Raw genomic sequence first — 1,109 nt, forward strand, 5'->3', positions numbered from 1 at the left:
ACCTTAAGTAATCCATTAGTCACGCCAGGCTTCTGTCTGGGAGGTGGTCAGGATGCCAGGAGGGCGACTCATCCACCGTCGGCGCCGAAAGTCGGCGCAGCCGGAGCCGGACGACCATGCCGACACCGAGGCCAGTACCGGGGCCGGTACTGGCGACGGTGGCGCGAGGAAGCCCGGCGAAACGGGAACCGGCGCTACGGGAACCGGCGCTACGGAAGCCGGCGCTGCGGGAGCCGGCGCCACGACGAGCGGGGGCGCCCGGGTGGGCCGGGGTCCGTTCGACGCGGCGGACGCGCCCGATGACGGCCGGGCGCGGGCGGATTTCGGAGCTCTCGTGGTGCCGCGGGTGAACGGCACCCGGATCCGGGTCTCGGCCTCTGGGCCGATGCCCACCCTGGCCGCGATGGACGGGACATCCGTCCTGGAGCTGTCCGTCCTCGCCGCCCCGCGCAGCGGCGGCCTGTGGGCGTCGATCCGCGAGGACCTGGTGCTCTCGGCACCGGAGGACACGGAATGGAACGACGAGGACGGGCCCTACGGCCCCGAGCTGCGCATGCCGCTCGACACGGCCGTCGGCCGCCTGCCCGCCCGCATCTTCGGCATCGAGGGGCCGCGATGGATCCTCTGCGCGGTCATCACCGGTGCGGCCGCGGTCGACGTGACGGCGGCGCCGCTGCTGGAGGAGGTACTGGACGGGCTCGTCGTCGTCCGGGGGGACGCGGCGATGCCGGTGCGCGAGCCCATCCCCTTCGAACGTCCCGACAGATTCGAAGGTCCCGGCCGAACAACCGACACCGCCGCGGCCATTCCGGAGCAACCCCCGGAGCGCAGGATCATGACGCTGGCGCTGCGGGGAGCCAACCGCGAGGCCCCCCCACCCGCGGCGTCGTGACCCGGCCCGTCCACCACCGGCCCGGCTCAGGCCCGTGGGAAGTCGGTGTACTCCACGAGGTCGACGAAGATCTGGGCTGCGGCCCGGTAGAGATCGGTCCGGAGATGTTCATGGGCAGCACGCGGAGCTGTCCGGTCGACGGTCTTCAGCCTAACGCCGGAAGCAGACGTGCAACGGCGGCCGTTCAGAGAACGTCTGTAAACGGATTTATCAAGCC

Annotated in this window: 1 protein-coding gene; it reads left to right on the plus strand. The window is 71.4% G+C overall.

The genetic code is table 11. The features are described from left to right. Window positions 1-262: 262 nt before the first annotated feature. Window positions 263-892 carry a DUF3710 domain-containing protein gene (locus tag ACY45C_RS06005; RefSeq protein WP_462186653.1) on the plus strand — a complete coding sequence of 210 codons (630 nt, stop codon included), beginning with the start codon at window positions 263-265 and terminating at the stop codon, window positions 890-892. Window positions 893-1,109: the final 217 nt, after the last annotated feature.

Source organism: Frankia sp. CcWB2 (assembly GCF_977927585.1).